A 24,953-nucleotide genomic window follows, 5' to 3' on the forward strand; every position below is an offset into this window, starting at 1 on the left:
TGAATTTTCTTGATATTGCACGATATTGCATGATATCGTAAATAAACGCAATAGGAGAACCCCATGCCCGACGACCGCATCCGCATCCAGAAAGTAGAAGTGCTATCCGACGATTGGTTTTTGCTGCAAAAGACCACCTTTGACTACCGCCGCAGCGACGGCAGCTGGCAGCGCCAGACCCGCGAGACCTACGATCGCGGCAACGGCGCCACCATCCTGCTATACAACCGCGCGCAGCGCACCGTGGTGCTGGTGCGCCAGTTCCGCTTCCCGACTTATGGCAACGGCCATGACGGCTTCCTGATCGAGACCGCCGCCGGCCTGCTCGACCAGGCCTCGCCGGAGGAGCGCATCAAGGCGGAGGTGGAGGAGGAAACCGGCTACCGCGTGGGCGAGGTGCGCAAGGTGTTTGAAGCCTTCATGAGCCCTGGCTCGGTGACGGAGCGCCTGTACTTCTTCGTGGCGGAATACGACCCGGCCACGCGCGCCGGCGCCGGTGGCGGCGTGGCGGAAGAGGGCGAGGATATCGAGGTGCTGGAACTGCACATGGACCAGGCCATGCAAATGATGGCCGACGGCCGCATCGCCGATGGCAAGACCATCATGCTGCTGCAATACGCCGCGCTGCATCTGCTATGAAGACCTGTCTGCTCGTGCTGCTGCTGTTGGCTGGACAGGCCGCCGCCGGCGGCGATCCGAAGAACGGCGCCTTGCTGTTCCGCCGCTGCGCGTCCTGTCACGCGGTGGGGCCGTATGCCAGCGCGGGCTATGGGCCGCAGCTGAACGGCATTGTGGGCCGGCGCGCGGCGTCCACCAGGGACTACAAGTATTCCGAGGCGATGAAGAAGTCGGGATTGACGTGGGATGAGAAGACGCTGGCGGCTTACCTGCGGGCGCCGCATGATGTGGTGCCGGGGACCAGCATGCGCTTCTGGGGCATCAAGGATGAACAGCAGGTCGCCGACCTGCTGTCCTATCTGAAGACGCTTTAACGCGATTTCACGAACGGCGTGCCGAGGGCTTTCGGCGCCACCGATTTGGCCATCAGGCCGGCCAGCACGATCACGGTCAGCACGTATGGCACCATCTGGATCAGTGCGCCCGGCAGGCGGCCGACCACCGGCAGTTCCACGCCTTCGATCTGGATCTGCACGGCGGCGAAGAAGCCGAACATCAGGCAGCCGAGGAAGGTGTGCAGCGGACGCCAGTTGCCGAACACCATGGCGGTCAGCGCCAGGTAGCCGGCGCCGGCCGACATGTCGCGCAGGAAGAAGCCGCTCTGCACGATGGCCAGATAAGCGCCCGACAGCGAGCACAGTGCGCCGGCGATCAGCATGGCGAAGTAGCGCTGGCGCTCGACGTTGACGCCGGCCGCGTCGGCCGCGTGCGGGTTCTCGCCGCAGGCGCGCAGGCGCAGGCCAAAGCGGCTGTGGTAGACGATCCAGTGCACCAGCGGCACCAGCAGGAAGGCCACGTACACCAGCACCGAATGGCCGCCGATCAGATGCGCGTACAGCCAGCCGATGAAGGGAATACCCTCAACCGCGGCGGAACCGGGCAGCACCACGTCGAACAGGCGCGCCGAGCCCAGGTCCGGCGTGCGGCCGCCTTGCTGGAAGATGTACTGCGCCACCACGAAGGTCAGGCCGCTCATGGCGATGTTGATGGCGATGCCGGCCACCAGCTGATTGCCCTTCTGCGAAATGGCGACGTAGGCCTGCAGGGTAGCCAGCAGCACCGACACCAGCATGCCGGCCATCACGCCGTACCAAGGATTTTGCGTGGTAAATGCGACAGCCGCAGACACGAAGGCCGAGGCCAGGATCTTGCCTTCCAGGCCGATGTCGATCACGCCCGAGCGTTCCGCGAACAGGCCGGCCATGCCGGCGAAAATCAGCACCGGCGCGTTGCGCACGGTCGATACCAGGATGCTGCCGATATGGAGATCGTCAAAAGTCATATCGTTCTCACTTCTTGAATTTGAGCGCTTTGGCGATCGCCGGCGCGTACAGGTTTTCCATCGCGCCGCAGAACAGGATGATCAGGCCCTGCACCAGAATGACCATCTCCGGCGGGATGTTCTGCTTTTCCAGCGACAGGTCGAAGCCACCTTGCGTCAGCGCGCCAAACAGCACCGCCGACAGGAAGATGCCGACCGGGTGCTGGCGGCCCATCAGCGCGATCGCGATGCCGATGAAGCCGGCGCCGCCGACAAAGTTCAGCGACAGGTAGTGGGTCGAACCCATGATGGAGTTGACCGAACCCAGGCCCGCCAGCGCGCCCGAAATCAGCATGACGATGATGATCATCTTGCTGATGCGGATGCCGGCGTAGTGCGCCGCGTGCTGGTTCAAGCCGGTGGCGCGCAGCTTGAAGCCCCACGCCGAACGCGATACCACCACGCCGTAGATCACCAGCGCAATCAGCGCCAGGAAGAAGCTGATGTTGAGCGGGGTTTCGCCCAGCACCGGCAGCCACTGGTTCAGGCGCGGCATCTCGGCGGCGGCGGCAAAGGCGCGGCTGGCCGGATTCTGTTCGCCGGCCGGGATCATGTACTTGACGATCACGAAGTTCATCAGCGAGGCGGCGATGAAGTTGAACATGATGGTGGTCACCACCACGTGGCTGCCGCGCTTGGCCTGCAGGTAGCCGGGCAGGAAGGACCACAGCGCGCCGAATACGGCGGCGCCGATCACGCCGCAGGGAATCAGCACCCACACCGGCAGCGAGCTGTCAAAGCCCAGCATCACCAGCGTCAGGCCCAGGCCGCCGACATACATCTGGCCTTCGGCGCCGATGTTGAACAGGCCGGCCTGCATGGCGATCGATACCGCCAGCCCGGTGAAGATGAAGGTGGAAGCGTAGAACAGCGTATAGCTCAGGCCTTCCGGATTGACCACCGCGCTGTTGACCAGGATGGCCAGCGACTCGGTCGGGCTTTCGCCCAGCAGATGGATCACCAGTGCCGTCACCAGCATGGCGGACAGCAGGTTCAGTACGGGCATGACAAACGCAGTGGCCCAGCGTGGCAAGTCTTTATTCATGATTTATGCATGCCCCCCATCAGCAGGCCGATACGGGTGGTGTCGAATTCTTCAATTTTCAGTTCGCCGGTGATGCGGCCGCCGCACATGACCAGAATGCGGTCCGCCAGCGCGCGCACTTCTTCCAGCTCCACGGAGACCAGCAGGATCGCCACCCCTTCATCGCGCAGCTTGAGCAGCTGGGTGTGGATGCTCTCGATGGTGCCGATGTCGACCCCGCGCGTCGGCTGGCCCACCAGCATCAGCCTGGGCTGCGCCAGCACTTCGCGCGCGATCACCACTTTCTGCTGGTTGCCGCCGGAGAGCAGGCCGATACGCAGGTCGTGGTTATTCGGACGGACGTCGAAGTTGCGCATCAGGTCCGCGCAGCGGGCGGCGATGGCCTTGAAGTCGAGCAGGCCCCATTTGTTTTTCAGCTTGTCCTGGTAGCCGAAGATGGTGTTGTGCATGACCGAGAAGGCCTTGATCACGCCATCGCGCAGGCGGTCTTCCGGCACGTGGCCGATGCCCAGTTCGCGGAAGGTGCGCGGCAGGCCGTCGGCATCCGAGCGGCCCTCGAACGGCAGCGCCTTGCCGAGGAACTCCAGCTTGCCGGACGACGGCAGGCGCATGCCCGACAAAATCTCCATCAACTCGCTCTGGCCGTTGCCGGAGACGCCGGCAATCGCCACGATCTCGCCGGCGCGCAGCGTGAAGCCGATATCGGCCAGCAGCTTGACGCCCTGGTCGTCCAGCAGTTGCAGCCCTTCGACCTGCAGCACCGGCGCGCCCGGATTGTAGGGCGCGCGCGGCAGGTTGTTCTCGATCGGACGGCCAACCATCATATTGGCCAGGTCTTCCTTGGTGGTGCCGGCGGTCGGCACCGCGCCGATCACGCGGCCGCCGCGCATCACGGTGACGGTGTCGGTGATGTCGAGGATCTCTTGCAGCTTGTGGGTGATCAGGATGATGGTCTTGCCCTGTTCCTTGAACAGGCGCAGGATTTCAAACAGCGATTCGGTTTCCTGTGCGGTCAGCACGGCGGTCGGTTCGTCCAGGATCAGGATGTTGGCGCTGCGGTAGATCTGCTTGAGGATCTCCACCCGCTGCTGCGCGCCCACCGACAGGTCGTGGATGGTGGCCAGCGGATCGACGTCCAGACGGTAGCGGGCGCAAATCTCGCGCAGTTCCCGCTCCACGCGCGCACGGTTGGCTTTCAGCTTGAAGCCGCCCTCGCTGCCCAGCATCACGTTATCCAGCACGGTCATGTTCTCGACCAGCATGAAGTGCTGGTGCACCATGCCGATGCCGAGCGCGATCGCTTCCTGGCTGTTGTGGATGCGGCGCGCCTGGCCATCGAGCAGGATCTCCCCGCCGTCGGCGCGGTAGTATCCGTACAGGATGCTCATCAGGGTCGATTTGCCGGCGCCGTTCTCGCCCACCAGGCCATGGATGGATCCCTTGGCGATGGTGAAGCTGACGTCCGTGTTCGCTTTGACCGCTCCGAAATGCTTGGAGATGCCGCGAAATTCTACTGCTGGCTGCATAGGATTAAATATTTAAGTAAAACGCGCCGCACGGGGCAAATCCCCGGCGGCGCGCTCAATGTTCAAACAGATTTTAGACCGGGCAGGCAGCGCCCGAACGAATATCGATGACCTTGACCTTGCCGTCGATAATATCCTTGCGCGCGCCGGTCACACGCTTTTCGATTTCCGGCGTGATCAGCTTGCGGTTGTTGTCGTCCAGCGCCCAGTCGACGCCGCCTTCCTTCAGGCCCTTGGCGGTGACGCCGGCCTTCCAGGTGCCGTTCTTCATTTGCATGAAGGAGTCATACACGGCGTTGTCGACGCGCTTGACCATCGAGGTCAGCACGCTACCTGGGTACAGGTGGTTCTGATTGGAATCGACGCCGATCGCCAGCTTGCCTTTTTCCTTGGCGGTCTGCAGCGTGCCCAGGCCCGAACCGCCGGCCACGGCAAACACCACGTCGACGCCGCGGTCGAATTGCGAGCGCGCCAGTTCACCGCCCTTGGCCGGGTTGTTCCACGAATCCGAAGTGGTGCCGACCATGTTGGAGGTCACTTCGACTTTCGGGTTGACCGCTTTCGCGCCTTGCGCATAGCCGCAGGCGAAGGTGCGGATCAGCGGGATGTCGACGCCGCCGATGAAGCCGATCTTCTTCGACTTGGAGGCCATGGCCGCGGCCACGCCCACCAGGTAGGAGCCTTCTTCTTCCTTGAAGGTGATGGAGTTGACGTTGGCGCCTTGCGCCACGCCGTCGATCAGCACGAAGCGGACTTTCGGGAATTCCTTGGCGACCTTTTGCACGGCCGCCTGCTGGGCGAAGCCGATGGAGGCGATCAGGTCCAGGTTCTTGCGGGCGAGGCCGCGCAGCACCTGTTCCGCCTGGGTGTCGCTGGAGGCTTGCACCTCGATGAAATTGATGTTGGTTTCCTTCTTGAAGCGCGTAGCGCCTTCAAAAGCGGACTGGTTAAACGACTTGTCGAACTTGCCGCCCGCGTCATACACGATGCCCAGCTTAGGGTCAGCCGCGGACGCGCTGGCAGCGATAAACAGCGCTGCAACGGTCAAACTAAGTTGTGAAAGTTTCATGAATAGGCTCCTGGAAGATCGATATTGTATATTTTTATTGGCCGTAACATGTAATTCCTGTTTTGGGGCCTTCATGTCGCACCGCAACAACAACTTGCGCCGAATTAAATATTTTTATCTTGTTGCTTTTTTGTCCGTTTGGACAAAATTCCGCCGCCGCCATTCTGCCGCCCTTGCTCCAGTTTCATAGAGCAACGCGCGCCATGCCCCGCCACCCGGGCGATCCGTCACTATGCCCCAGTGCTGATATGTACGACAAATTCGTTTTTTCTTACGTATTTATATAAAATCGATATGAATCAATGCCAAATTTTTCCGTGCTAGCATGATTGGTAATTTGTATATCGATATGCGGAATTGTTCAGGCTCGATACACATTTGATAAGAAAAACACCGACTACACAATCTAAGGGAGCAGGACATATGAGCAAGCAACGTAGTTATGCAGTGCGATCGCTGATCGCCCTGGCCGTCGCCAGCGCTTTCCCGCTGCATTCGGCGTGGGCAGCCGAAGCCGAGGCGCAGGATGCCCCGGCCGCCAGCAAGGACCAGCTGGAAACCGTGATCGTGACGGCCCAGCGCCGCGCGGAAAACATCAAGGACGTGCCGATGTCGATCGCCACCCTGAAAGGCGACAAGCTGGACGTGCTGACCTCGGGCGCCGCCGACATCCGCTTCCTGGCCGGCCGTTCGCCGTCGGTCAACGTCGAATCCGACTACGGCCGTACCTTCCCGCGTTTCTACATCCGCGGCCTGGGCAATACCGACTTCGACCTGAACGCCTCGCAGCCGGTCGGCCTGGTGATGGACGACATCGTCCAGGAAAACGCCATGCTGAAGGGCTTCCCGGTGTTTGACGTCGACCAGGTCGAGGTGCTGCGCGGTCCGCAGGGCACGCTGTTCGGCCGTAACTCGCCAGCCGGCGTGATCAAGTTCGACTCGGCCAAGCCGGTGTTCAAGACCGAAGGCTATCTGCAGCTGGGCGTGGGCAACTTCTCGGCCAAGACCGTGGAAGGCGTGTTCAACGTGCCGGTCAGCGACACCGTGGCGCTGCGCTTCTCGGGCACCAGCCAGCACCGCGGCGACCGCGTGCACAACACCAACCCGAACAAGAACACCGCTACCCAGGACTTCGAAGGCTACGGCGACAACGCCTTCCGCCTGCAGGCCCTGGTGCAGCCGAACAAGGACTTCAGCGCGCTGTTCAACTACCATGAGCGCGACTACCATGGTTCGGCCACGCTGTTCCGCGCCAACATCATCAAGAAGGGCACCAACGACCTGGTGGATGGCTTCGACTACGGCTCCTACCCGACCGACGGCGTCAACTACCAGAAGCTGGAAACCAAGGGCGGCAATATCCGCCTGAAGTACAACCTGAACGACATCACGCTGCACTCGATCACCGGTTATGAAACCCTGAAGTTCAACAGCCGCGCCGACGTCGACGGCGGCTATGGCGCCGTGTTCGCGCCGCCATCGGGCCCGGGCTACATCCCGTTCCCGGTCGAGACCGCCGACCTGCTGCCTAACCACAAGCAGTTCTCGCAAGAGTTCCGCGCCGAGTCCAACTACACCGGCCCGCTGCAGTGGATCGGCGGCCTGTACTTCTTCGACGAGAACATCCAGATTGACAGTATCAGTTTCAACTCCTTCGCTCCGGGCAATCCGCAAAATGTGCCGTACGCGATCCAGTACCAAAAGTCGAAATCGTGGGCAGTCTTCGGCTCCCTGAACTACACCGTGACCGACAAGTTCAAGATGCGTGCCGGCCTGCGTTACACCGACGACAAGAAGGACTTCTCCGCCGCGCGTACCGACTACGATTCCACCAACAAGCTGGTGACCGTTGGCCACGAACGGCACAGCAAGTCGAACAACCTGAGCTGGGATCTGAGCGGCACCTACGAACTGGACAAGAACACCAACCTGTTCGCCCGCGTCGCCACCGGGTATCGCGCGCCGTCGATGCAGGGGCGCCTGAACGGTCTGGGTGACGAGCCTTCGCAGGCAAACGCCGAGAAAGCGCTGTCGTTTGAAGCCGGCGTCAAGCAGGACCTGTTTGACAAGCGCGCGCGCCTGAGCGCGGCCGTGTTCCAGTACCGCGTGAAGGACAAGCAGCTGACCGCCGGCAGCGGCTCGATCAACATGAACCGGCTGATCAACGCGGACAAGGTCACCGGCCAGGGTCTGGAACTGGACTTTCAGGCCAATCTGGGCGGCGGCTTCAGCGGCACGCTCGGCTATAGCTACAACGACACCGAGATCAAGGATCCGAGCCTGTTCGTGCAGTACTGCGGCAACTACGGCAATAACCCAACCCATGCCAGCGGTTGCTCGCCGTCCAATATGAACACGGCCGTGCCGGGTACCTCGCTGATCAACGGCAACCCGCTGCCGCGCGCGCCGAAGTCGCAGGCCAACTTCACACTCAAGTACAGCACCGAAGTGGCCAACGGCGAGTTCTATGCCTATACCGACTGGACCTACCGCAGCAGCTACAACTTCTTCCTGTACGAAGCGCCTGAGTACAAGGCCAAGCCGCTCACCGAAGGCGGCGTGCGCCTGGGTTACAAATGGGGCGACGGCAAGTATGAAGTGGCAGCCTTCGGCCGCAACATCACCGACAAGCAAGTCATTATCGGCGCGATCGACTTTGACAACCTGACCGGCATGCTGAACGAGCCGCGCACCTGGGGTGCGACCTTCAAGGTCAACTTCTAAGCCGCGCTTTGCTTTAGAATCCCCGCACACCGCAAGGTGTGTGGGGATTTTTTTATTCGGGAGCCGGAATGGAACATACCGTCGTCAACCTGTGGCCGCTGCTGGGCGTGGCCGTCATCATCGCCGGCTTCGCGCTGCGCGCTCATCCCGTGCTGGTGGTGATTGCCGCCTGCGTGGTCACCGGCCTCGCCGCCGCCATGCCGATGGAGCAGCTGCTGGCCACCCTGGGCACGGCCTTCGTCAAGACCCGCAACCTGCCGCTGATACTGCTGCTGCCGATTGCCGCCATCGGTCTGCTGGAGCGGCACGGCCTGAAAGAGCACGCGCAAGCCTCGATCGCGCGCATCCGCTCGGCCACCACCGGCCGCCTGCTGATCGTCTACCTGGCCATCCGTGAACTCAGCGCCGCCTTCGGCCTGACCAGCATCGGCGGCCACCCGAACATGGTGCGCCCGCTGATCGCGCCGATGGCGGAGGGCGCGGCCGAGGTGCGCTACCCCAACGTGCCGCAGGAGATGCGCTACCGCATCCGCGCCATGGCCGCCGCCACCGACAACGTCGGCCTGTTCTTTGGCGAAGATATCTTTGTGGCCTTTGGCGCCATCGTGCTGATGCAAACCATCCTGCGCGGCGAAGGGCTGGACGTCGATCCGTTGCACATGGCGCTGTGGGGCATACCCACTGCGGTGTGCGCCTTCATCATCCACTCGTGGCGCCTGTACCGCCTGGATGCGCAGATCGCCCGGAGCGTGAAATGATCCTCAAGCTCGACTACTTTTATTACGTGCTGGGGGCGATGCTGCTGATGGTGGCGTGGATGGCGCTGCGCGACCGGCATAACCCCAAACGCTATAGCAGCGCCCTGTTCTGGGCCCTGTACGCCGTGGTCTATCTGGCCGGAGAACAGCTGCCGCCGGTGGCGGCCGGCGTGCTGATGGTGGCGATGGCGCTGATCGCCGGCTTCGGCGGCGTGGCGCTGGGCCGCTACGGCGACCGCACGGCGCAGGAACGGCGCGCCAGCGCGCAGCGCCTCGGCCACAAGCTGCTGATTCCGGCGCTGATGATCCCCATCACCACCGTGATCGGCTCCACCCTGTTCAAGGACGTCAAATGGGGCGAGCTGTTCCTGCTCGATCCGAAGAACCTGACCCTGGTCAGCCTGGGCTGCGGCTCGCTGTTTGCGGTGGCCACGGCTTGCTGGCTCACGCGCTCGACGCCGGTGCAGGCCATGCGCGAGTCGCGCCGCCTGATCGACCACCTGGGCTGGGCGGTGGTGCTGCCGCACATGCTGGCGGTGCTGGGCCTGCTGTTCACCGAGGCCGGCATGGGCAAGGCGGTGGCGCACGTGGTCACGTCCTACATCAACATGGACATCCGGCTGGTGGCGGTGGCGGTGTACTGCATCGGCATGGCGCTGTTCACCATCATCATGGGCAATGGCTTTGCCGCTTTCCCGGTGATGGCCGGCGGCGTCGGCATTCCGGTGCTGGTCGGCGTGTACCACGCCAACCCGGCGGTGATGGCGGCGATCGGCATGTTCAGCGCCTACTGCGGCACGCTGATGACGCCGATGGCGGCCAACTTCAACATCGTGCCGGCCGCGCTGCTGGAACTGCCGGACAAAAACGCGGTGGTAAAAATGCAAGTGCCGACAGCCTTGCCGCTATTGTTAGTAAATATTACTCTGCTTTATTTTTTGATGAATCTGTGAGACGCTTTCGGACTAAAGCATCACCGCGGAGCAGTCAAGATGAAAAAGATAATATTGTTAACGGGCTTCGAACCGTTTAACAAGGAGACCATCAATCCCTCGTGGGAAGCCGTGCGCCAGCTGGATGGCTGGCATGAAGGCGAGTTCGTGGTCCATGCGCGGCAGCTGCCGTGCGTTTTTGGTCATGCGCTCAAGGTGGTCCATCAGGCGGTGGAAGAACTGCAGCCCAGCATCGTGATCGCGGTGGGCCAGGCTGGCGGGCGCGTCGACCTGTCGATCGAACGGGTGGCCATCAATGTGGACGATGCGCCGATTCCGGACAATCAGCAACGCCAGCTGGTGGACCAGCCGATCGTCAACGGCGGCCCGGCCGCCTACTTCTCCACCTTGCCGATCAAGGCCATCGTGCACGAGCTGCGCGAGGCGGGCTTGCCGGCCTCGGTGTCGCAGACGGCCGGCACTTTTGTGTGCAACCACGTGTTCTACGGCCTGATGCACCAGGCGCACGAGTGGGGCACCACCATGCGCGCCGGCTTCATCCACATTCCTTACCTGCCGCAGCAAGCGGCACGTCATCCGGGCACCGCCAGCATGAAGCTGGAAGATGTGGTGGAGGGCTTGCGCATCGCCGTCCGCACCACGCTCGCGCATACTGTCGATGTGCGCGAGGCGGGTGGCCTCACGCACTAAGCGATTACAGCAAGATAATCGCCGACTCGGCCAGCGAGGTCACGCCAACCAGCGTTATCTCGTGGCCTGCGCCGAAGTCGATCACGAAGTTCTTCCCATCCACGTGGCCGAGCGACAGCACGTCGGCAACGCTGTCCAGCGGCCGGCCGTTGTAGTCGTGCGCCAGCAGCAAGTGGTCGCCGCCGGCGGCCGAGAAGCCACTCACCTTGATCGCACCGGCTTCGCTGTTCAGCAAGAAGCTGTCGGCCGCGCTGGTGCCGGCCAGTGACTGGCCGGTCGCCGTTGGATCGATGACCAGGTTGAGCGCGCCCGACGCCAGCGATATATTGCCCGCCACGTCGGTGGCCTTGGCGGTCAGGCTGTGCGTGCCAGTCGCCAGCGATAGCGTCGAGGCGATCTTCCACGCGCCGTTGTTGTCGGCAAGGGCAGTACCCAACAGCGTGTCGCCGTCGTACAGCGCGACGATGGCGTTGGCTTCGGCCTTGCCGCTGATGGTCGGCGTGCTGATGGCGGTCTTGTTGTCGGTGTTGGACGCGCCGCTGTCGAGAATCGCCAGCAGGTTCAGCGCGGTCGGCACGTTAGGCGCCTTGTGATCGACCGTCAGCGACAGCACCGGGGATGCGCCGGAGACGTTGCCGGCGATATCGGTCACCTTCACCGTCAGCTTGTGCGCGCCCGCCGACAGCGTCTTGGAGGTGATGCTCCATGCGCCATCGTCGCCTGCCAGTGCGGTGCCGACCAGCGTGCTGCCATCGTACAGCGCGACGCTGGCGCCGGCCTCGGTCGCGCCGCTGACTTTGGGCGTGGCGATGTTGGTGACGCCGTCGCTTTGCGAGCGGCCGCTGTCGGACTGCGTATCCAGTAGCGGCGCAGCCACGCCCTGCACGGCCTTGGTATCGACGGTGACCACCAGTTCCGCCGAGGCTTGCGAGACATTGCCTGCCGCATCGGTCGCCACTGCCGTCAGGTGATGTTCGGCGTCGGCCAGCTTGCTGCTGGTGATGCTCCACACGCCGCTGCTGTTGGCGGTGGTCTTGCCGACCACGGTGGCGCCGTCGTACAGCGTGACCGCAGCGCCGGCTTCGGCCTTGCCGGCGATGACCGGCGCTCCAACGTTGGTGATGTTGTCGGTATTGGACACGCCCTTGTCGGTAGCGGCCGCCAAGTCCAGCGCGAACGGTGCAGCGGTCGTGGTATCGATGGTGACCTTGAGCGCGGACGAGGCGAGCGACGTATTGCCGGCGACGTCGGTGGCGGTTGCAGTCAGATTGTGCACGCCGTCGGCCAGCGCTTCGCTGGAAGTGATGCTCCACGCACCATTCTTGTCGGCGATGACGCTGCCCAGCAGGGTGGCGCCGTCGTACAGCGCGACGATGGCGTTGGCCTCGGCCTTGCCCGACACCACCGGCTTGGTGACGCTGGTGAGGTTGTCGGTGGAGGACGCGCCGCTGTCGGCGGCCGCCGCCAGGTCCAGCGCGGCCGGCGCCGATGGCGCCTTGATGTCCACGGTGATGACCAGTGCGGCCGAGGCGTTCGACACATTGCCTGCTGCATCGGTGGCCTTGGCGGTGAGGTTGTGTGCGCCGGCAGCCAGCGCCTTGCTGGTGAGGCTCCATGCGCCCTGGTCATTGGCCACGGCGGTGCCGATCACGGCGCCGCCATCATACACGGTCACGGTGGCGCCGGCTTCGGCGGTGCCGCTCAGGTGCGGCGTGGCGACGTTGGTGACGCCGTCGCTGTTTGAGCGGCCGCTGTCGGACAGTGCGTCAAGTACCGGCGCGCCCATGTCCGGCAGCCTGGTATCGATGGTGACCACCAGTTCGCCGGACGCAGCCGACTGGTTGCCGACGGCGTCCAGTGAGACCGCCGTCAGGTGGTGGACGCCATCGGCCAGCTTGCTGCTGGTGATGCTCCACGCGCCGCTGCTGTTGGCGCTGGCTTTGCCGACTTGCGTGGCACCGTCGAACAGCAGCACCGTGCTGCCGGCCACCGCCTTGCCGCCAATGGTCGGCGTGGCCAGGCTGGTCAGGTTGTCGCTGTTCGACCCGCCCTTGTCGGAAGTGGGGTGCAGGTCGAGCGCGGTCGGGGCGGCGTCGGCCGTGCCATCGGTGGTCACGCTGAGCGCGGCCGAGGCTTTCGAGGTATTGCCTGCCACATCAGTGGCGGTGACGGTGAAGCTGTGCTTGCCGTCGGCCAGCGTGCTGGCGGTAATGCTCCATGCGCCCTTGCTGTCGGCCACGGTGCTGCCGACGGCGGTGGCGCCGTCATACAGCGTGATGGTGGCGCCGGCTTCGGCCTTGCCGGCCAGGCGCGGCGTGGCGTTGGCCGGCGAATCAAGCCTGGGCGCGGGCGGCGCGTTGGGCGCCTTGGTGTCGACGGTGATGATGGTCTCCGGCGAACGGCCGCTGAGGTTGCCGGCCTGGTCTTCGGTGGCGACGGCGATGTGGTGCACGCCATCGCTCAGGTCGTACAGGACCGAGGACCAGTCGCCATTTTCGGCAACCGACGCCTGCAGGTATTGCTCGACGCCATCCACATACACATGGACGATGGCGTAGTGGTCATTCTCCGTTTGGCCGAAGATGGCCAGGGTGCTGACGTTGGTGATCTGGTCGCTGTCGGAACTGCCATAGTCGTCGCGCGCATCGAGTGCCGGCTTGACGGTGGCGGTTGCTGGCGCCTTGGTATCGATGGTCAGCTCCAGCGTGCCGGATGCCGGCAAGGCGTTGCCGTTGCCGTCGGTGAACTGCGCCACCAACTGGTGCTGGCCGTCGGCCAGCAGCTTGCTCGGGGTGATGGTCCAGATGCCGTCGGCGCCGGCGACACCGGTGCCGATGACGTCCGCGCCGTCGTACAGCACCACGCTGGTGCCGGCCGCCGCCGTGCCGTAAATGCTGGGTTTGGTGTGATTGGTGGTCTGGTCGTAGCCGAGGCCACTGTCCGACTCGTAGACCAGTTTAGGCGCGTTGGTGTCGATGTTGAACGTCAGTGGGCTGGCAAAGCTGTAGTTGCCCGCCAGGTCGGTGCTTTGCACCAGGATCTTGTGCGAACCGTCGGCCAGCGGCCTGGCCGGGATGATCGACCAGTGGCCATTGCTGTCGGCCACGGTGCTGCCGATCTTGGTGTTGCCCAAGAAGTAGTCCGAGTCGTAGACCACGATTTGCGCGCCGGGTTCGGCGGTGCCGGTCATTTCCGGCGTGGCGGTGTGAGTGACTGTGGCGGTGTCGCCGTCGCGCGGCGCCAGCGCCACGCTGGAAGGCTGCGGCTTGGTGGTGTCGATGGTGAGCTGCATCGGTGTCGATGGCGCCGAGGTATTGCCGTCGCTGTCGTGCTCGATGATGCTGATGGTGTGCACGCCTTCGCTCAGGATTTCGCCGCGCGCCGACCAGTTGCCGTCGGCGTCGACCGGCGAGCCGAACTTGCCCTTGACGCCATCGATCACCAGTTCCACGAACGAGCCTGGTCTGGCGGCGCCCACGTACACCGGCAGCGCGACCGAGGTGACGTGATCGGTGCTGGAGGCGCCGGTGTCGGTGTCGAAGCCCAGCCCCACCTCGAGCGGCGCGGCGATCGCGGAGTTGGGCGTGGCGTCGGCCGCGGCGGTGATGTCGACGTAAAGCATGTCCGAGCGCACCGAGATATTGCCGGCCACGTCGGTGGCAACGGCGGTGATGGCGTGCAGGCCATCGGCCAGCTTGTCGGTGGTGGTACTCCAGATGCCGGCGCCATTGGTGACGGCGAGACCGACCATGTCCTCGCCATCGTACAGGGTGACGTAGGCGCCAGGTTCTGCGCGGCCGGTGATCGTCAGGCGGTTTTGGGTGCTGGTGCTGATGGTCGACATGTGGCGGGCTCCGGTTGAGAAATTCACAACATGTTGCCACACGTAAATTCAAATTGCAAAAAATAGTTACAAAGTTTACTACTTGCTTGCTAGCCAGCCGGATTCAGGATATTCAGGAAGGCGCGTACCACCGGCGCATCGTCGGTGGTGGTGTAGGTGATGTACAGGTTGGCCGAGGGCGGGTTGCTGCGGATCGGGACGAACACCACGCCCGGCCAGCCGATGCGGCTGGTGGTTTCCGGGATCAGCGTCACGCCCAGGCCGGCACCCACCATGGCCAGCAGGGTTTGCGGCTCGGACGCTTCCTGGAAGATGGTCGGCTGGAAGCCGGCGTTCACACAACACTGGATCAGGTAGCGCGGGAAGGATGACTTGTCGAGCGCCAGCGTCAGCATCGGTTCGTCGGCAATGTCGATCAGTTCGATGGCTTCCTGCTTGGCCAGCGGGTGATGCTCGTTCAGCGCCACGCACACGTCTTCGCGGAAGCACAGTTCCTGGCGCAGGTTGTCGTTCTTCAGATCGTCCTCGTCCAGCCTGGGCTCGCGCCAGAAGCCGACGTCGATCTGCTTGGCGCGCAGGGCTTCGTATTGCAGGGTGGGGCCGAGTTCGTGCAGGGTCCAGGTCACGCGCGGGAACTTGGTCTGAAATTCTTCCAGCAGGCTGGGGATCGGTCCCCACATGGCCGAGCCGACGATGCCCACGCGCAGGCGGCCGACCTCGCCGCGGTCGATCTGGCGGATGGTGTCGATGGTCATGCGCATCTTGGCCAGCAGTTCGGCGGCTTCATTCATCAGCGCCTTGCCGGCCACCGTCAGCTCGAAGGTGCGGGTGGTGCGGGCAAACAGCTTCACACCAAGTTCGCTCTCCAGCTTCATGATCTGCTGGCTGAGCGGCGGCTGCGAGATGTGCAGCCGCTCGGCCGCGCGGCTGAAGCTTTTTTCTTCGGCCACGGCCAGGAAGTACTTGAGTTGTTTCAGATCGATGGACATGACAGGCCTCGAAAGTTGGCCCGTCATTCCGGCGCAAGCCGGAATGACGGTCAGGTGCGTTGCATGGACACCGCCAGCGCGGCGCCGCAACGGGCGTTGTTCTTCACCAGTGCGATGTTGGTGGCGAGGCTGCGGCCTTCGGTCAGCGCCTTGATGCGCGCCAGCAGGAACGGCGTCACGTTCTTGCCGGTGATGCCTTGCTGATCGGCTTCCTGCAATGCCTGTTCAGTGATGCGGTCGATTTCTTCCTTCGGCATGGCCTCCGCAGCCGGCACCGGATTGCTGACCACCACGCCGCCTTTCAGACCCAGCTGCCACTTGGTGTGGATGAAGGCCGCCTGTTCGGCCGGGGTATCCAGCTGGAAGTCGGCACTGAAGCCGCTCTCGCGCGTGAAGAAGGCCGGGAAGCCGCGCTGGCCGACGCTGACCACCGGCACGCCGTGCGTTTCCAGGTATTCCAGCGTCAGGCCGATATCCAGAATCGATTTCACGCCGGCGCACACCACCGCCACCGAGGTGTGGGCCAGTTCCTGCAGGTCGGCCGAGATGTCGAAGCTGGTTTCGGCGCGGCGGTGCACGCCGCCGATGCCGCCGGTGACAAACACCTGAATGCCGGCCAGCTCGGCGCAGATCATGGTGGCGGCCACGGTGGTGGCGCCCAGCTTGTTCTGCGACAGCACGTAAGGCAGGTCGCGGCGGCTGACCTTGATCGCATCGGTCGACGTGCCCAGCAGTTCCAGCTGCTGGTCGGACAGGCCGACGCAGATCTTGCCGCCGATGATGGCAATGGTGGCCGGCACGGCGCCGCCGTCGCGGATGATTTGCTCCACCTCGCGCGCCATCTGCACGTTCTGCGGATATGGCATGCCGTGCGAAATGATGGTCGACTCCAGCGCGACGATCGGTTTGCCGGCGGCGCGGGCGGCAGCCACTTCCGGCGAGAACAGTAAGAATTGGTGCATGGTTTATCCTTTATTCGGGAACAGCGGGGCGTTCATATCAAAGTCGTGTATTTCGTCGAGCACGTCGGCGGCCAGCACCGGCGATACCGTCTCCGGGCTTTCCAGCGTCATGGCCGCCACCTTCAGGCCGCGGCGGCAGGCCAGCGTCAGGTCGGCGCTGCCCTGGTACAGCGACCAGCAGACGGCGGCCGAGAATGCGTCGCCGGCGCCGGTGACGTCCACCACGTCCACCTGGTGCGCCGCCAGCCATACCAGCCCGCCGTCGCGCGTGTGGTACACGCCCTGGCTGCCGCAGGTGACGATGACATCCTGCGCGCCTTGCGCCTGCACCTCGCGGCAGGCGGCGCGCACGTCGGCCTCGGTGGGCAGGGCGCGGCCGGCGCGGGTTTCCAGTTCGCCGCGGTTCAGGATCAGCAGACGCAGGCCGCGCAGGTCTGGCGGCAGGCGCGCCATCTTCGGCTGCGACACTGCCACGATCACCAGCGGCACATTGTCCTGGCGCGCGCTGTCCAGCAGCGTGGCAATGCTGTCGGCTGGCAGGTTGAGGTCGGCCACGGTCATGGCGGCGGCCGCGCGCTGCGGCTGGCGGCTGGCCAGGAATGCGGGCGTGATGCGGTCGTACAGGGCCATGTCGGCCAGCGCCACCACCAGTTCGCCATTGTCGTCCAGTATGGCGGTGTAGGTGCCGGTGGCGGCATCCTGCAGTTTGAGGCTGCCGCGGGTGTCGATGCCGGCGCGCTCGGCGTATTCCTGCAGGCTGCGGCCGGCGCCGTCGTCGCCCAGCGCGGTCAGCAGCGCGGTCGGCAGGTTGAGGCGGGCCAGGTTCTCGGCAATGTTGCGCGCCACGCCGCCGTACACTTCCTCGGCGGTGGCCGGATTGGAAGTGCCCAGCTGCATGGCGGCAATGGTGCGCAGCTTGCGGTCCAGGTTGGCAGCGCCTATGCACAGCACCGGACGCTTGTCCGGCAGCACGTAGGCGCGGCCCAGCAGGCGGCGTTCACGAATCAGGCCGGCGATGTGGCCCGCCACGGCCGAGCGAGACAGGCGCAGCTCGACCGCCAGGTCTTGCTGGGAGATGAAGGGGTTGGCGCGGATCAGCTGGTAAAGCTGTTCCTTTTTGGAGGAATCGGTCACGGTCGTGGCCTCGTTAAAACAATTGTCTTTAATGGTAAACATTTGTCTTTAAGCCGTCAATGGCGTGGGTCTGGCTCAGTTTTCCTTGGTTTATAATACTCCTGATTTATATGAATTTTATATAAATGGCTAAGAAAAATGGTATTTGCCATACATATGGACGATGATGCATAGTGTCAGCTTCCCCAGCCACATCAAAAATCAGAGGATTTCCATGTCTAATAATTCCCCATTCCAGGCCGCTGACATTATTCGCTCCCGCCTGCCGGCCGATTTCAAGCCGCGCGTGGCGATGATTCTCGGTTCGGGCCTGGGCGTGCTGGCGGAACAAATGACCGACGCCGTCACCATCAGCTACGACCAGCTGCCGGGCTTCCCGATCTCCACCGTGCACGGCCACGCCGGCGAACTGGTGATCGGCACCCTGGCGGGCGTGCAGGTGGTGTGCATGAAGGGCCGCGGCCACGTCTACGAAGGCTACGGCCTGGGCGTGATGACCAGCGCCGTGCGCACCATGAAGCTGCTGGGCTGCGAAATGCTGTTCGTGACCAATGCCGCCGGTTCGCTGCGCACGGAAGTGGATGCCGGCTCGCTGGTGGCGCTGACCGACCACATCAACTTCCTGCCGGGCACGCCGATGATGGGCCCGAACGACGAGCGCTTCGGCCCGCGCTTCTTCAGCATGGCCAACGCTTATGACGCTGAGCTGCGCGCGCTGCTGCACACCTCGGCCAAAGAGAAGAACGTGACGCTGCATGAAGGCGTGTACATCGCCTACGCCGGTCCCAATTTTGAAACGCCGGCCGAGATCCGCGCCTTCAAGACGCTGGGTGCGGACGTGGTGGGCATGTCGGTGGTGCCGGAAGTGGTGTCGGCCCGTCACTGCGGTTTGAAAGTGGTGGGCGTGTCGGCCATCACCAATCTGGCGGAAGGCCTGTCGCCGTTCCCGCTGTCGCATGAGCAGACCCTGAAATACGCTGCCGTGGCGGCGACCTCGCTGGTGGAAGTGATCCTGGGCTTCCTGGGCAACGTAGCGAAAACGCCGCAGGCGTAATATGTTTGAGGGGCGGCGATGCCGCCCTTTTTTGTTAGCCCCGTCATCCCGGCGTATGCCGGGATCCATAGAACGCCTGCCTGCAAGCGAAGTATGGGTCCCTGCCTGCGCCGGGACGACGGCGGGGCGGAAATGGAGTGATCATGAAACGCGCATTTATCCTGCTGCTCGATTCGTTTGGCCTGGGCGCCACGCCCGACGCGGCGAAGTACAACGACGCCGGCGCCAACACTTTCGGCCACATCGCGGAGCAAGTCGCCAACAGCGGCAAGCCGATGTCGCTGCCGACCATGGAAAAACTCGGCCTGACCGCCGCCGCGCATCTGGCCAGCGGCGAATGGGCCGCCGGCTTCACCCAACGCGAAGGCTTCACCGCCGCCTACGGCGCCGCGCGCGAGCGCTCGACCGGCAAGGATACCCAGTCCGGCCACTGGGAAATCGCCGGCGTGCCGGTGGAATTCGACTGGGGCTACTTCCCGAAGACCGTGCCATCGTTCCCGGCCGAGCTGACCGCCAGGCTGCAGGAGCTGGCCGGCGTGCCGGGCTTCCTGGGCGACTGCCACGCATCGGGCACGGAAATCATCAACCGCTTCGGCGATGAACACGTCGCCAGCGGCAAGCCGATTATCTACACCTCGGCCGACTCGGTGCTGCAGATCGCCGCGCACGAGGAATCGTTCGGCCTTGAGCGCCTGTACGAAGTGTGCGAGATCGCCTTCAAACTGGTTGAGCCTTACAACATCGGCCGCGTGATCGCCCGTCCTTTCCTGGGCGCGAACGGCAACTACACCCGCACCACCAATCGCCACGACTACGCGGTCGCGCCACCGGCGCCGACGCTGCTGGACCACGTCAAAAACGATGGCGGCGAAGTGATCGCGCTGGGCAAAATCAGCGACATCTTCGCGGCGCAAGGCGTGTCGCGCGTGGTGAAGGGCAAGGACAATATGGCGCTGTTCGACGCGCTGCTGAAAGTGCAGGACGAAGCCGGCGACAAGTCGCTGACTTTCGTGAACTTCGTCGACTTCGACCAGGCCTTCGGCCACCGCCGCGACGTCAACGGCTATTCGAACGCGCTGCACGAAATGGATGCGCGCCTGCCGGACTTCATCGCCAAACTGAAGGAAGACGACCTAGTGGTCATCACCGCCGACCATGGCTGCGATCCAACCTGGCCTGGCTCGGACCACACACGCGAGCATATTCCGATGATCTTCTTCGGTCCCAAGGTCAAAGCGCAATCGCTGGGCATTTCTGAAACCTTCTCCGACATCGGCCAGACCCTGGCCCATCACCTTGGCGTCAAGCCACTTTCGAACGGAAACAATCTGTTATGAGCGACTTCAAACGCAACCAAGCGGTCCCTCTGGACCTGGGCTGGATCAACCACATCAAGGTGAACAAGTCCGCCGCCGACCGCCGCGCCGCCAGTCTGGCGAACCGCCGCACGGTGAAGAAGGAATACCAGGCCGCGTGGCTGATCAAGGCCATCGGCCTGATCGACCTGACCACGCTGTCGGGCGACGATACGCCGGGCCGCGTGGAACGCCTGTGCCGCAAGGCGCTGCGCCCGCTGCGCGCCGATCTGGTGGAGGTCATGGGCCTGCAGGACTACCAGCTGGCCACCGGCGCGGTGTGCGTGTACCACGAGATGATCAAGCCGGCGGTGGAAGTGCTGCAGGGCCGCCTGCCGATCGCCGCCGTGTCGACCGGCTTCCCGGCCGGCCTGACCAGCATGGAAACCAAGGTGCGCGAGATTGAATTGTCGGTGGCCGCGGGCGCGACCGAGATCGATATCGTCATCACCCGGCAGCACGTCCTGACCGGCAACTGGCAAGCGCTGTACGACGAGATGCTGGCTTACCGCAAGGCCTGCGGCGAAGCGCACGTGAAAGCGATCCTGGCGACCGGTGAACTGGTCACGCTGGAAAACGTGGCCAAGGCCTCGTGGGTGTGCATGATGGCTGGCGCGGACTTCATCAAGACCTCGACCGGCAAGGAGCCGGTCAACGCCACCATCCCGGTGTCGCTGACCATGGTGCGCGCGATCCGCGATTACCACCAGCAGACCGGCTTCAAGATCGGCTACAAGCCAGCGGGCGGCGTCAGCACGGCCAAGGCCGCGCTGCAGTACCTGACCCTGATGAAGGAAGAACTGGGCAACGAGTGGCTGGAGCCGCACCTGTTCCGCATTGGCGCATCCAGCCTGCTGACCGACATCGAGCGTCAGCTGGAACACTACGTGACCGGCAATTACTCGGCCGCTCACCGCCACGCGCAACCATAATTACGGAAACCGTCATGCCAACCATCAAAGAGATCCTCAACACCATGGAATACGGCCCAGCACCGGAAAGCACCAAAGAAGCGCAAGCGTGGCTGGAGCAGCGTGGCCGCCAGTTCGGCCTGTTCATCAACAATGAATGGAGCGCCGCTGGTGAGCTGTTCGCCTCCATCAATCCGGCCGATGGCAGCAAGCTGGCCGACCTGACCCAGGGCACCGCCGCCGACGTCGATCGCGCGGTCGCCGCCGCACGCGGCGCGCAGCCGGGCTGGCAGGCATTGGGCGGCCATGGCCGCGCCAAGGTGCTGTACTCGATCGCACGCCTGATGCAAAAGCACGCGCGCCTGTTTGCCGTGCTGGAAACGCTGGACAACGGCAAGACCATCCGCGAAACCCGCGACGTCGACCTGCCGCTGGTGGCACGCCACTTCTACTACCACGCCGGCTGGGCGCAACTGCAGGCCGAAGAATTTGCCGATTACCGCGCCGTGGGCGTGGTCGGCCAGATCGTGCCGTGGAACTTCCCGCTGCTGATGCTGGCGTGGAAGATCGCGCCGGCGCTAGCCGCGGGTAACACCGTGGTGTTCAAGCCCGCCGAATTCACCTCGCTGAGCGCGATGCTGTTTGCCGACATCTGCGTGCAGGCCGGCGTGCCGGCGGGCGTGGTCAACATCGTCACCGGCGATGGCCGCGTGGGCGAAGCCATCGTCAAGCACGAAGGCATCGACAAGCTGGCCTTCACCGGTTCGACCGAAGTGGGCCGCCTGATTCGCCAGGCCACCGCCGGCAGCGGCAAGAAGCTGTCGCTGGAACTGGGCGGCAAGTCGCCATTCATCGTGTTTGAAGATGCGGACCTGGATGCAGCGGTTGAAGGCCTGGTCGATTCGATCTGGTTCAATCAGGGCCAGGTGTGCTGCGCCGGCTCGCGCCTGCTGGTGCAGGAATCGGTGCAGGAGAAATTCCTGGCCAAGCTGCGTGCCCGCATGGACAAGCTGACTCTCGGCTCGCCGCTGGACAAGTCGATGGACATCGGCGCGCTGGTCGATCCGGTGCAGAAGCAGCGCATCGAAGGCCTGGTGCAATCGGCGCGTGACGAAGGCTGCACCATCTACCAGCCAGCGTGCGAATTGCCGGCCGACGGCTCGTGGTTCCCGCCAACCCTGATCACCGGCGCCTCGACGTCGGCCGCCGTGGCGCAGGCTGAAATCTTTGGCCCGGTACTGGTGGCGATGAGCTTCCGCACCCCGCCGGAAGCGGTGCAACTGGCGAACAACACCGTGTACGGCCTGGCCGCCTGCGTGTGGACCGAGAATATCTCGCTGGCGCTGGATGTCGCGCCTGCGATCAAAGCCGGTGTTGTGTGGATCAACACCGCCAACCAGTTCGACGCCGCTTGCGGCTTTGGCGGCTACCGCGAATCCGGCTACGGCCGTGAAGGCGGCCGCGAAGGCATGTACGAATACCTGACCGCCAAGGCGGAAGACGCGCGTCCGGCCGCGCCGGTGATCGCGCCGAAGGCCAAAGCCAAAGCCGCCGCACCGGCAGCGGGCGGCGCTTTCGCCATCGACCGTACGGCCAAGCTGTACATCGGCGGCAAGCAGGCGCGCCCTGATGGCGCCTACAGCCGCGCGATTCATGGCGCTGACGGCGCCTTCATCGCCGAGGTGGGCGAGGGCAATCGCAAGGACATCCGCAACGCCGTGGAAGCCGCGCACAAGGCCACCGGCTGGACCAAGGCCACCGCGCACAACCGCGCGCAAGTGCTGTACTACATCGCTGAAAACCTGGCCGCGCGCGGCGAGGAATTCGCCGCCCGCATCGCCGCCATGACCGGTTCGAAAAACGCCGAGAAGGAAGTGCAGGCATCGATCGAGCGCCTGTTCTACTACGCCGCGTGGGCCGACAAGTACGACGGCCTGGCGCATCAGCCGCCGATGCACGGCATTACCGTGGCCCTGAACGAGCCGCTGGGCGTGATCGGCATCGTGTGCCCGAACGAGGCGCCGCTGCTGGGCTTTATCTCGTTGGTGGCGCCGGCCATTGCGCTGGGCAACCGCGTGGTGGTGGTGCCGTCGGAAGCACATCCGCTGTCGGCCACCGATCTGTATCAGGTGTTCGATACCTCGGATCTGCCGGGCGGTGTGGTCAACATCGTCACCGGTTCGGCCGATGAACTGGCGCGCACGCTGGCATCGCACTCGGATATCGATGCGGTGTGGCGTCACGACGGTTCGGCCGAAGGCTGCGCCGAAGTCGAGCGCCTGTCGGCGGCTTCGCTGAAGCGTACCTGGGTTGGCGGTGCAAAAGGCCGCGACTGGTACAGCACCGCGCAAGCGGGCGGCCGCGCTGTGCTGGCGCACGCCTCGCAAGTGAAAAACATCTGGATTCCTTACGGCGTCTGACCCCACCCCCGTCATTCCCGCGCAGGCGGGAATCCATGGAACGCCGAATCCGGACGCTCAGCATGGGTTCCCGCCCGCGCGGGAACGACGTTTTATACGGGAGAATTTATGTCCTACCTACCCCAAGAAATCATCCGCAAAAAGCGTGACGGTGGCGTGTTGTCGGCCGAAGAGATTCAGTTCTTCGTCGGCGGCATCACCTCCGGCCGCGTGACCGAAGGCCAGATCGCCGCGCTGGCGATGGCAGTCTATTTCAAGGACATGAACATGGACGAGCGCGTGGCCTTCACCCAGGCCATGCGCGATTCCGGCGAAGTGCTGGACTGGCGCTCGCTCGATCTGAACGGCCCGGTGGTGGACAAGCATTCCACCGGCGGCGTCGGCGATGTCGTCTCGCTGCTGCTGGGGCCCATGGTCGCAGCCTGCGGCGGCTACGTGCCGATGATTTCCGGCCGTGGCCTCGGCCACACCGGCGGCACGCTGGACAAGTTCGACTCGATTCCCGGCTACACCACGGTGCCGGACAACGCCTTGTTCCGCAAGGTGGTGAAGGAAGTCGGCGTGGCCATCATCGGCCAGACATCGTCGCTGGCGCCGTCGGACAAAGTCTTCTACGGCGTGCGCGATGTGACGGCGACAGTGGAATCGGTGGCCATGATCACCGGCTCCATCCTGTCGAAGAAACTGTCGGCCGGCCTGGATGCGCTGGCGATGGACGTGAAGGTCGGCAGCGGCGCCTTCATGCCGACCTATGAAAAATCGGTGGAGCTGGCCGAGAGCATCGTCAAGGTCGGCAATGGCGCCGGCATGATGACCTCCGCCATCCTGACCGACATGAACGAATCGCTGGCGCCTTACGCCGGCAACGCGGTGGAAGTGCGCGGCGCGATCGATTACCTGACCGGCAAGTCGCGTCCTGCGCGCCTGCACGAAGTGACGCTGGCGCTGTGCGCCGAGATGCTGGTGCTGGGCAAGCTGGCCGCCGACGAAGCGGAAGCGCGCGCCAAACTGCAAGCCTCGCTGGACAGCGGCGAAGCGGCCGAACGCTTCGCGCGCATGGTGACGGCATTGGGCGGCCCGGCCGACCTGATGTCGAACCCGGACAAGTACCTGGAGCGCGCACCGGTCATCGTGCCGGCGCCGGCGCTGACCTCGGGCTATGCTGCGTCAACCAACTGCCGCGACATCGGCCTGGCGGTGGTGTCGCTCGGCGGCGGCCGCCGCCGTGCTGCCGATGCCATCGACTACGCGGTCGGCCTGACCGATCTGGTTGGTCTGGGCGATAAAGTGGAAGCCGGCCAGCCGCTGGCGATGGTGCACGCGCGTACGCGGGAAGCGGCCGAACAGGCCATTCGCGAAATTCAGGCGGCTTACCGTCTCGCTGATGCTGCACCGGCAGCCAACCCAGTCATCTACCGGACCATTCGCCCGTAACCAAACCACCGTCGTCCCGGCGAAAGCCGGGACCCATGCCGAGTCAGCATGGACCGCAGCTGCGGACCATCCGCTTGCGCCGGAAT

The 24,953-nt window shown here is 64.1% G+C and carries 19 protein-coding genes; 11 read left to right on the forward strand and 8 right to left on the reverse strand.

The annotated features are described in order from the left end of the window. The first annotated feature begins 63 nt into the window (after positions 1–63). Both ABDW57_RS10640 and ABDW57_RS10645 read left to right on the forward strand, forming a co-directional pair. Positions 64–639, forward strand: a complete 576-nt coding sequence (locus ABDW57_RS10640; protein ID WP_343730173.1) for an NUDIX domain-containing protein — start codon at positions 64–66, stop codon at positions 637–639. Next, positions 636–992 (forward strand): cytochrome c family protein, encoded by a 357-nt coding sequence (locus ABDW57_RS10645; RefSeq protein WP_343730174.1) that lies wholly within the window; start codon positions 636–638, stop codon positions 990–992. The genes ABDW57_RS10640 and ABDW57_RS10645 overlap by 4 nt, the downstream gene beginning before the upstream one ends. Here the strand turns inward: ABDW57_RS10645 and ABDW57_RS10650 are convergent. The 4 genes from ABDW57_RS10650 to ABDW57_RS10665 form a co-directional block, all read right to left on the reverse strand. Continuing rightward, positions 989–1,960: an ABC transporter permease gene (locus ABDW57_RS10650; protein WP_343730175.1), complete on the reverse strand. Its 972-nt coding sequence runs from the start codon at positions 1,958–1,960 to the stop codon at positions 989–991. The two genes, ABDW57_RS10645 and ABDW57_RS10650, sit on opposite strands and share 4 nt — an antisense overlap. Before the next feature lie 7 nt (positions 1,961–1,967). Then, the gene (locus ABDW57_RS10655) at positions 1,968–3,047 is read right to left on the reverse strand and encodes an ABC transporter permease (RefSeq protein ID WP_343730334.1); all 1,080 of its coding nucleotides are present in this window, start codon (positions 3,045–3,047) and stop codon (positions 1,968–1,970) included. After that, positions 3,041–4,570: an ABC transporter ATP-binding protein gene (locus tag ABDW57_RS10660; protein WP_343730176.1), complete on the reverse strand. Its 1,530-nt coding sequence runs from the start codon at positions 4,568–4,570 to the stop codon at positions 3,041–3,043. The genes ABDW57_RS10655 and ABDW57_RS10660 overlap by 7 nt, the downstream gene beginning before the upstream one ends. A gap of 73 nt (positions 4,571–4,643) precedes the next feature. Beyond that, positions 4,644–5,639, reverse strand: a complete 996-nt coding sequence (locus ABDW57_RS10665; RefSeq protein WP_343730177.1) for a BMP family ABC transporter substrate-binding protein — start codon at positions 5,637–5,639, stop codon at positions 4,644–4,646. 423 nt (positions 5,640–6,062) lie between these two features. Here ABDW57_RS10665 and ABDW57_RS10670 point away from each other — a divergent pair, with 423 nt between their 5' ends. From ABDW57_RS10670 to pcp, 4 genes are all read left to right on the forward strand, one after another. Continuing rightward, a complete protein-coding gene (locus ABDW57_RS10670) occupies positions 6,063–8,363 on the forward strand; it encodes a TonB-dependent receptor (RefSeq protein ID WP_343730178.1) in 2,301 nt (766 codons plus the stop codon). Positions 8,364–8,431: 68 nt separating this feature from the next. Beyond that, positions 8,432–9,121: a DUF969 domain-containing protein gene (locus tag ABDW57_RS10675; protein WP_343730179.1), complete on the forward strand. Its 690-nt coding sequence runs from the start codon at positions 8,432–8,434 to the stop codon at positions 9,119–9,121. Further along, a complete protein-coding gene (locus ABDW57_RS10680) occupies positions 9,118–10,074 on the forward strand; it encodes a DUF979 domain-containing protein (protein WP_343730180.1) in 957 nt (318 codons plus the stop codon). The genes ABDW57_RS10675 and ABDW57_RS10680 overlap by 4 nt, the downstream gene beginning before the upstream one ends. Positions 10,075–10,113: 39 nt before the next feature. Then, positions 10,114–10,764, forward strand: coding sequence for a pyroglutamyl-peptidase I (gene pcp / locus ABDW57_RS10685; RefSeq protein ID WP_343730181.1), 651 nt, complete (start codon positions 10,114–10,116; stop codon positions 10,762–10,764). Positions 10,765–10,768: 4 nt separating this feature from the next. On the opposite strand, the gene ABDW57_RS10690 is transcribed toward pcp, so the two are convergent. From ABDW57_RS10690 to ABDW57_RS10705, 4 genes are all read right to left on the reverse strand, one after another. Beyond that, the gene (locus ABDW57_RS10690; RefSeq protein WP_343730182.1) at positions 10,769–14,608 is read right to left on the reverse strand and encodes an Ig-like domain-containing protein; all 3,840 of its coding nucleotides are present in this window, start codon (positions 14,606–14,608) and stop codon (positions 10,769–10,771) included. 89 nt (positions 14,609–14,697) lie between these two features. Then, on the reverse strand, positions 14,698–15,597 hold the full coding sequence (locus ABDW57_RS10695) for a LysR family transcriptional regulator (protein WP_343730183.1): 900 nt from the start codon (positions 15,595–15,597) through the stop codon (positions 14,698–14,700). 50 nt (positions 15,598–15,647) lie between these two features. Next, a complete protein-coding gene (locus ABDW57_RS10700; protein WP_343730184.1) occupies positions 15,648–16,559 on the reverse strand; it encodes a pseudouridine-5'-phosphate glycosidase in 912 nt (303 codons plus the stop codon). Between the two features lie 3 nt (positions 16,560–16,562). Beyond that, positions 16,563–17,693, reverse strand: coding sequence for a carbohydrate kinase (locus ABDW57_RS10705; protein ID WP_343730185.1), 1,131 nt, complete (start codon positions 17,691–17,693; stop codon positions 16,563–16,565). 214 nt (positions 17,694–17,907) lie between these two features. Between ABDW57_RS10705 and xapA the strand changes: the two genes are divergently transcribed. The 5 genes from xapA to deoA all read left to right on the forward strand — a co-directional run bounded on the left by xapA (position 17,908) and on the right by deoA (position 24,867). Further along, positions 17,908–18,747, forward strand: a complete 840-nt coding sequence (gene xapA, locus ABDW57_RS10710) for a xanthosine phosphorylase (RefSeq protein ID WP_343730186.1) — start codon at positions 17,908–17,910, stop codon at positions 18,745–18,747. A gap of 143 nt (positions 18,748–18,890) precedes the next feature. Continuing rightward, positions 18,891–20,084 carry a phosphopentomutase gene (locus ABDW57_RS10715; protein ID WP_343730187.1) on the forward strand — a complete coding sequence of 398 codons (1,194 nt, stop codon included), beginning with the start codon at positions 18,891–18,893 and terminating at the stop codon, positions 20,082–20,084. Continuing rightward, entirely contained in the window at positions 20,081–21,034 is a 954-nt protein-coding gene (gene deoC, locus ABDW57_RS10720) for a deoxyribose-phosphate aldolase (RefSeq protein WP_343730188.1), read from the forward strand. Before ABDW57_RS10715 ends, deoC begins: the two co-directional genes overlap by 4 nt. Before the next feature lie 44 nt (positions 21,035–21,078). Next, positions 21,079–23,433 carry an aldehyde dehydrogenase family protein gene (locus ABDW57_RS10725; RefSeq protein ID WP_343730335.1) on the forward strand — a complete coding sequence of 785 codons (2,355 nt, stop codon included), beginning with the start codon at positions 21,079–21,081 and terminating at the stop codon, positions 23,431–23,433. A 108-nt stretch (positions 23,434–23,541) separates the two neighbouring features. After that, a complete protein-coding gene (deoA, locus tag ABDW57_RS10730; protein ID WP_343730189.1) occupies positions 23,542–24,867 on the forward strand; it encodes a thymidine phosphorylase in 1,326 nt (441 codons plus the stop codon). Positions 24,868–24,953: the final 86 nt, after the last annotated feature.

The sequence above is a fragment of the Duganella sp. genome, from assembly GCF_039595735.1.
Classification (GTDB): Bacteria; Pseudomonadota; Gammaproteobacteria; order Burkholderiales; family Burkholderiaceae_D; genus Rugamonas.